Origin of the sequence: Streptomyces sp. SID5785 (genome assembly GCF_009870065.1) — a bacterium.
Lineage (GTDB): Bacteria > Actinomycetota > Actinomycetes > Streptomycetales > Streptomycetaceae > Streptomyces.
On the sequence record NZ_WWIA01001060.1, the window covers coordinates 1 to 6,471 of the forward strand.

Consider the following 6,471-nt stretch of genomic DNA (forward strand, 5'->3'; position numbering starts at 1 on the left):
AGGGTCCGGGCCTTGCGCCGGGCCCAGCCCGCCGCGCGGGCGGAGAACCGCTCCCAGGCCCGGCGCCGCCGCGTCTCGCGCAGCTCGTCGAAGAGCAGGGCGTACCGGGACACGATCGGCGCCGGGTCGAAGCGGTGGGCGGAGGTCAGCGCGGCCGCGCCCATCGCGCGGCGGGCCTGCGGGTCCTCGATCAGGTCGACGAGGGCCTCGGCGAGCGCGCGGGCGTCGCCGACCGGGACGAGACGGCCGTCGACGCCGTCCGTGATGATCTCGGCGGGGCCGAGCGGCGCGTCGGTGCTGACCACGGGCACGCCGCAGCGCATCGCCTCGACGAGCGTCATGCCGAAGGACTCCGCGTCGGAGGCGCTGACCACGATCGAGGCGTGGGCGAACTCCGGCTCGATCGGCGACACCGGGCCCATCAGCCGGGCCCGCCCGGACAGCCCGAGTCCGCGCGCGAGGTCGCGCAGCCGGGTCTCCTTCGGTCCGCCGCCGTAGATCCGCAGCTCCCAGTCGGGGTGCTGCGCGCTGACCGCGGCGAACGCCTCGAGGAGCAGGTCGTAGCGCTTGCCGGGGGCGAGCCGGCCGGCCGCCGCGACGACCCGCGCGGTGCCGTCGGAGGGCGGGACGTCGGCGGGCGGCACGATGTTCGGCACGGCCAGGACGCGCACCCCGGGCAGGGGCATCCGCGTCCGGTACACGTCCGCGTCCGCCTCCGTCGTCGTGACGACCGCGTCGAGGAACCGGTAGTGGCGGGCCAGCTGCGCGCGCAGCTTCTTGCTGTGGGCGTCGTGCCGCAGATGCTCCTGGCCCAGACGCAGCGCCCGCTGCGGGCCCCACTGCGCGACATAGACGTTCAGGCCCGGGCGGGTGCCGATGACGACGTCCGCGTCGCACTGCTCCAGGTGGGCGCGCACCCGCTGGTCGTGCAGCAGCGTGTACTGCTTGAACCGCTTCTCGGCGGACGGGAAGGCGCTGGCCGGCCGGGCGAACGCGTCCAGGCCGCTGTCCGCCGCGTCCTCCCGGGTGTCCACGAGCGGGACGAGCGAGATCCGCGGGTCGACCGCGAACCGGGGCTGTGCGCGGTGCCGCGTCATCGACACGATCTCCACCTCGTGCCCGCCGTGCTCGATGAGCGCGGCGGCGAGGTTGAGGGTGGTGCGCACCGTGCCGCCGATGGCGTACGCGTTGTGCAGCAGGAACACGATCTTCATGCGTAGTGCCTTCCCCGGCGGGCACCCCACGGCGTCCCGCCTGCCGGGCTCACCGTGCAGGGCGCGGGTAAGTCCCTGTTCCGCGGCGGGTGAGAGGCGGGTAAGAAGCCTTTCGGCCGACACCCGATCGGGCGAAGCAGCCGCACCGCGCGGGCACACTGGGCGGGTGTCCGAATCCGCCGCCCCCGCCCCGACCGTGCTGCTCGCCGAGGACGACCGGGCGATCCGCAACGCCCTCGCGCGCGCCCTGACCCTCGAGGGATACGCCGTCACGGCCGTCGCCGACGGTGTGCAGGCGCTGGCCGCGGCCCACCGCACCCGGCCCGACGTCCTCGTGCTCGACGTGATGATGCCGGACATCGACGGCCTCCAGGTGTGCCGCGTGCTGCGCGCGGAGGGCGACCGGACGCCGATCCTGATGCTGACGGCGCTCGTCGGGACCCCGGACCGGATCGCGGGCCTGGACGCGGGCGCCGACGACTACGTGGCCAAGCCCTTCGACGTCGACGAGGTCTTCGCCCGGCTGCGCGCCCTGCTGCGCCGCGCGGCACCCGCCTCGCCGGAGGCGCTGCCCGACCCGCGGATCACCGCCGGTGACCTCGTCATCGACCCGCAGGCGCGGCGGGCCTGGCGCGGCCGCCGCGAGCTGGAGCTGACCCGCACCGAGTTCGACCTCCTCGAACTGCTCGCCCGCAACAGCGGCATCGTCCTCGACCACGCCACGATCTACGACCGGATCTGGGGCTACGACTTCGGGCCCGGCTCCAAGAACCTCGCGGTGTACGTCGGCTACCTGCGCCGCAAGGTCGACGAGCCGGACGGGCCGCCGCTCATCCACACGGTGCGCGGCGTCGGCTACGTCCTGCGGGACGCGTGAGCGCCGGGGCGCGGGAGGCCGCGCGGCCCGCCCGGCCGCGCAGCCTGCGCACCAAGCTCGCCCTGTCGTTCGCGGCGGTCGCCGCCGGGGTCACCGCCCTCGTCGGCGTCCTCTCCTACGACGCGGCGTCCCGGCTGGTCCGGGTCGACCAGGAGGCCGTGTTCGACGAGGTCGTGCACGACCTGTGCCAGCAGGTCACCCAGCAGACGCTGCGGCCGGGCGACTTCACGTCCGGCGACCCGGACCACGACGGGCCGCGCGACGACCTGACCCGCCCGGCCGGCACCGACGTCCAGGTCCTCGGGCCGGGCGGCACGGTCGTCGACCGGGGGAACCCGCCGCTGCCCGTCGGGGAGGCCGCGCGCCGCACCGCGCGGGCGAAGGAGGCCGGCACCCGCGCCGAGGACGACGACGTCGTGATCGACGGCGACGAGTACCGCATGGCGACCGTCGCGCTCGGCGACGGGCGCGGCGCGGTCCAGGTCGCGCAGGAGTTCAGCGACACCGAGGACCTGCTGCGGGAACTCCAGAAGCGCACCGTGCTGTTCGCGCTCGGGGTGGTCCTCGCCGCGGGGCTGCTCGGCTGGTGGCTGGCCCGCCGCATCACGTCCCGGCTCGTCCGGCTCGCCGGCACCGCGGAACTCGTCGCCTCCACCGGGCGGCTCGACGTGGCCGTGCCCGTCGAGGGCGGCGACGAGGTCGGCAGCCTCGGCCGCTCCTTCGACCGGATGCTCGGCCGGCTCGCCCGCTCCGTCGAGGACCAGCGGCGCCTGGTCCAGGACGCGGGGCACGAACTGCGCACGCCGCTCACCTCGTTGCGCACGAACATCTCGCTCCTGCGCCGTATCGGGGAGCTGCCGCCCGCCACCCGTGAGGAACTCGTCGCCGACCTCGCGGACGAGTCCCGCGAACTGACCGACCTCGTCAACGAACTGGTCGACCTCGCGGCCGGCAAGGAGGACGAGGAGCCGGTCGCCGACGTCACGCTCGCCGACACCGCCGAGGACGTCGCGACCCTGGCCCGCCGCCGCACCGGCCGCACCGTCCAGGTCCGCGCCGAGGGCGACACGACCGTACGGGGACGGCCGGCGCGGCTGCAGCGGGCACTGTCCAACCTGGTGGAGAACGCAGCCAAGTTCGACGCGGAGGGCACGGCGCCGATCGAGATCGTGGTGACCGGCGCGGCGGCCTCCGGCGTGCGCGTCGAGGTCCTGGACCGGGGCCCCGGGCTGCCCGCCGACGACGCGGACCGGGTCTTCGACCGCTTCTACCGGGCCCCCGCCGCACGCAGCCTGCCCGGCTCGGGCCTCGGCCTGTCGATCGTGCGGGAGGTCGCGGCGGCGCACGGAGGTGTCGCGTTCGCGGCCGCGCGGGAGGGCGGGGGAGCGGTGGTGGGGTTCACGGTGCGGGGCGTGCCGGGCGGTTCGCGGGACGCGCCGTGACGCCGCCCCTCCCGTCACGGGTGCGCGCCCGGTGACGAATCCCGCTGTCCACCCCCGTCACCCCACCCCCGCGCGAGACGATGCCGCGTATGCGCTACTCCATCAACATCCCGAACTTTGGTGACTTCGCCGATGCCAGGACCGTCGCCCGCACCGCCGCGGCAGCGGAATCCGCGGGCTGGGACGGCCTGTTCGTGTGGGACCACGTCGTGCACGACAAGGAGACGCAGCGCGGCAAGCCCTTCGCCGACCCCTGGATGCTGCTGACCGCGGCGGCCCTGGCCACCAGCCGGCTCCGCCTGGGCCCCCTCGTCGCCGCCGTGCCCCGCTACCGGCCCGAGCTGCTCGCGCGGCAGACCGCCACCCTGGATGCGCTCAGCGGCGGCCGGCTGATCCTGGGCGCGGGGCTCGGCGGCCCCGCCGCCGACGAGTACGGCAGCTTCGGCGACACCGTCGACCGCACCGTGCACGCGCAGCGCCTCGACGAGGGCCTCGGTCTCGTCGCCCGCTACTGGTCCGGGGAGACCGTCGACCACGACGGCGCCCACTACCGCGTGGCGGAGACCCAGCTGCTGCCCGCGGCGACCCAGCGGCCCCGGCCGCCCGTCTGGATCGGCGGGTTCTGGCCGCACCGGCCCCCGATGCGCCGGGCGGCCCGCTGGGACGGCGCGGCCCCGCTGTTCACCGACGCCCTGCACGGGGTGCCGCCCCGGCCGGACCAGCTCGCGGAGGTCGTCGCGTACGTGCGGGCCCATCGGGAGGATCCGGCCGCGCCGTTCGAGATCGTGGCCGGGGGACTGACCCCGGCGGAACCGGGCGCGGCCCGCGACATCGTCGGACCGCTGGCCGACGCGGGCGCCACCTGGTGGGACGAACGCCAGCTGCAGACCGGCGGGTTCATCGACTCCTACGAGGCGGTGCTGCGCCGCATCGAGGCGGGCCCGCCCCGCCTGTAGGGCGCGGGTGGCTACGGCCAGACCAGGCAGTAGGCCTGGTGGCCCGCGTCGTGGAGGCGGTGGCTGAAGTCCTGCCACTCGTGCAGGAGCTGGTACACGTTGAACGCGTCCCGCGGCCCCCCGCGGTCCGGGACCGTCGACCAGATGAACGCCGCCGCGCCGACCGCCTCCTCGCCGACCCCGCGCAGCGGATCGACGACCGTCATCGGCAGCTTCACGACCGCGTAGTCGGGGTGCAGCACGACCAGCTCGAGCGGCGGCACCTTGTGCAGGGGTATGCCCTCGATGCCGGTGAGGACCATCGCGGCCATGGTCTCCGGCTTGATCTTGGTGAACATGCCGCCCATGCCCAGCTCGTCACCGCCGAGCTCCTCGGGGCGCATGGAGATCGGGACGCGGGCCGCCGTCGCGCCGTCGGGCGCGCCGAAGTATTTGTAGGTCACCCCCACCCGGCCACCATTCCCGCCGCTCTCTCCGTCCGGACCCTCCACGGCCCGCTGGATCCCGGCCGGTCTGTCGTCGCGCCGGTGCTTGCCCCGCCGGGCACGCCGGGGGCCCAGGTCGTCGGTCCCCTCGCCCAGTCCGCCGCCACCGCGATGCATATCTCCACCCGACTGCTGTTCCCAGGGCGCAGGCCCTTTTCTAGGCCGCGCGACCACCGACGCGCAACCCGATCATCGTGTCAGTGACCTCCCCCACCCTCACCCGCCGAAACGTGCGAGCGAAACAACTGCGCGAGCGGTCGGCCCCCCGGACCCGCGCGGGCCCAGGCCCCCGAGTCTAGGCCGCGACGGGGCCGCGTGGAGGAGTCGTGGCTCACCCAGCGCACTCCGGCCCGTACCGGTGCGGCCGGTGCGACGGCAGCGCCGCGAGGGCGGGCCGTACGCTGAGAGGCATGGCAGAGGCGAACTACACCCCCTATCCCTATGAGGCACCCGTATCTCAGGGGCTCTTCGACCGTGCGGCCGTGGTCACGCCCGGTGGCGTGAACTCCCCGGTGCGCGCGTTCCGCGCCGTGGGCGGTACGCCCCGTTTCATGGTGTCCGGCACCGGTCCGTACCTGACGGACGCGGACGGCCGCGAGTACGTGGACCTCGTCTGCTCGTGGGGGCCGATGATCCTCGGCCATTCCCACCCCGAGGTCATCGCGGCCGTGCAGGAGGCCGTCGCGCGCGGCACCTCCTTCGGCACGCCCGGCGAGGGCGAGGTCGCGCTCGCCGAGGAGATCGTGGCGCGCATCGCGCCCGTCGAGCAGGTCCGCCTGGTGTCCTCCGGCACCGAGGCCACCATGTCCGCGATCCGCCTCGCGCGCGGCTTCACCGGCCGTGCCAAGGTGATCAAGTTCGCCGGCTGCTACCACGGTCACGTCGACGCGCTGCTGGCCGCGGCCGGCTCCGGGCTCGCCACGTTCGGCCTGCCGGACACGCCGGGCGTCACCGGCGCCCAGGCCGGCGACACGATCGTCCTGCCGTACAACGACCTCGACGCGGTGCGCGCCGCGTTCGCCGCCCACCCGGGCGAGATCGCCTGCGTCATCACCGAGGCCTCGCCGGGCAACATGGGCGTCGTCCCGCCCCGCGACGGCTTCAACGCCGGCCTCAAGGCCGTCTGCGCGCAGAACGGCGCGCTGTACATCTCCGACGAGGTCATGACCGGCTTCCGCACGTCGAAGGCCGGCTGGTTCGGCGTCGACGGCGTCGAGCCCGACCTGATGACCTTCGGCAAGGTCATGGGCGGCGGCTTCCCGGCCGCGGCCTTCGGCGGCCGCGCCGACGTCATGGCGCACCTCGCCCCGTCCGGCCCCGTGTACCAGGCGGGCACCCTCAGCGGTAACCCGGTCGCCACCGCCGCCGGCCTCGCCCAGCTGCGCCTGCTCGACGACGCCGCGTACGCGAAGGTCGACGCGGTCAGCGAGCAGCTGCGCACCCTCGTCACCGAGGCGCTCACGAAGGAGGGCGTCGCGCACCGGCTGCAGAACGCCA

At 75.0% G+C, this 6,471-nt stretch carries 6 protein-coding genes; 4 read left to right on the forward strand and 2 right to left on the reverse strand.

Annotated features, from left to right (window positions below; genetic code table 11):
* On the reverse strand, positions 1-1,214 hold a 1,214-nt coding region (locus GTW43_RS34280), incomplete at its 3' end, for a glycosyltransferase family 4 protein (RefSeq protein ID WP_161305869.1).
* Positions 1,215-1,380: 166 nt separating this feature from the next.
* Between GTW43_RS34280 and GTW43_RS34285 the strand changes: the two genes are divergently transcribed.
* The 3 genes from GTW43_RS34285 (at position 1,381) to GTW43_RS34295 (ending at position 4,489) form a co-directional block, all read left to right on the forward strand.
* On the forward strand, positions 1,381-2,091 hold the full coding sequence (locus tag GTW43_RS34285) for a response regulator transcription factor (protein WP_161305870.1): 711 nt from the start codon (positions 1,381-1,383) through the stop codon (positions 2,089-2,091).
* Positions 2,088-3,533 (forward strand): HAMP domain-containing sensor histidine kinase, encoded by a 1,446-nt coding sequence (locus tag GTW43_RS34290; RefSeq protein ID WP_161305871.1) that lies wholly within the window; start codon positions 2,088-2,090, stop codon positions 3,531-3,533. Before GTW43_RS34285 ends, GTW43_RS34290 begins: the two co-directional genes overlap by 4 nt.
* An 89-nt stretch (positions 3,534-3,622) precedes the next feature.
* Positions 3,623-4,489, forward strand: coding sequence for an LLM class flavin-dependent oxidoreductase (locus GTW43_RS34295; protein ID WP_161305872.1), 867 nt, complete (start codon positions 3,623-3,625; stop codon positions 4,487-4,489).
* An 11-nt stretch (positions 4,490-4,500) separates the two neighbouring features.
* Here GTW43_RS34295 and GTW43_RS34300 read toward each other — a convergent pair whose 3' ends face one another.
* Positions 4,501-4,938, reverse strand: a complete 438-nt coding sequence (locus tag GTW43_RS34300; protein WP_111665256.1) for a hypothetical protein — start codon at positions 4,936-4,938, stop codon at positions 4,501-4,503.
* 446 nt (positions 4,939-5,384) lie between these two features.
* On the opposite strand from GTW43_RS34300, the gene GTW43_RS34305 reads away from it, so the two are divergent.
* On the forward strand, positions 5,385-6,471 hold a 1,087-nt coding region (locus GTW43_RS34305), incomplete at its 3' end, for a glutamate-1-semialdehyde 2,1-aminomutase (RefSeq protein WP_161305873.1).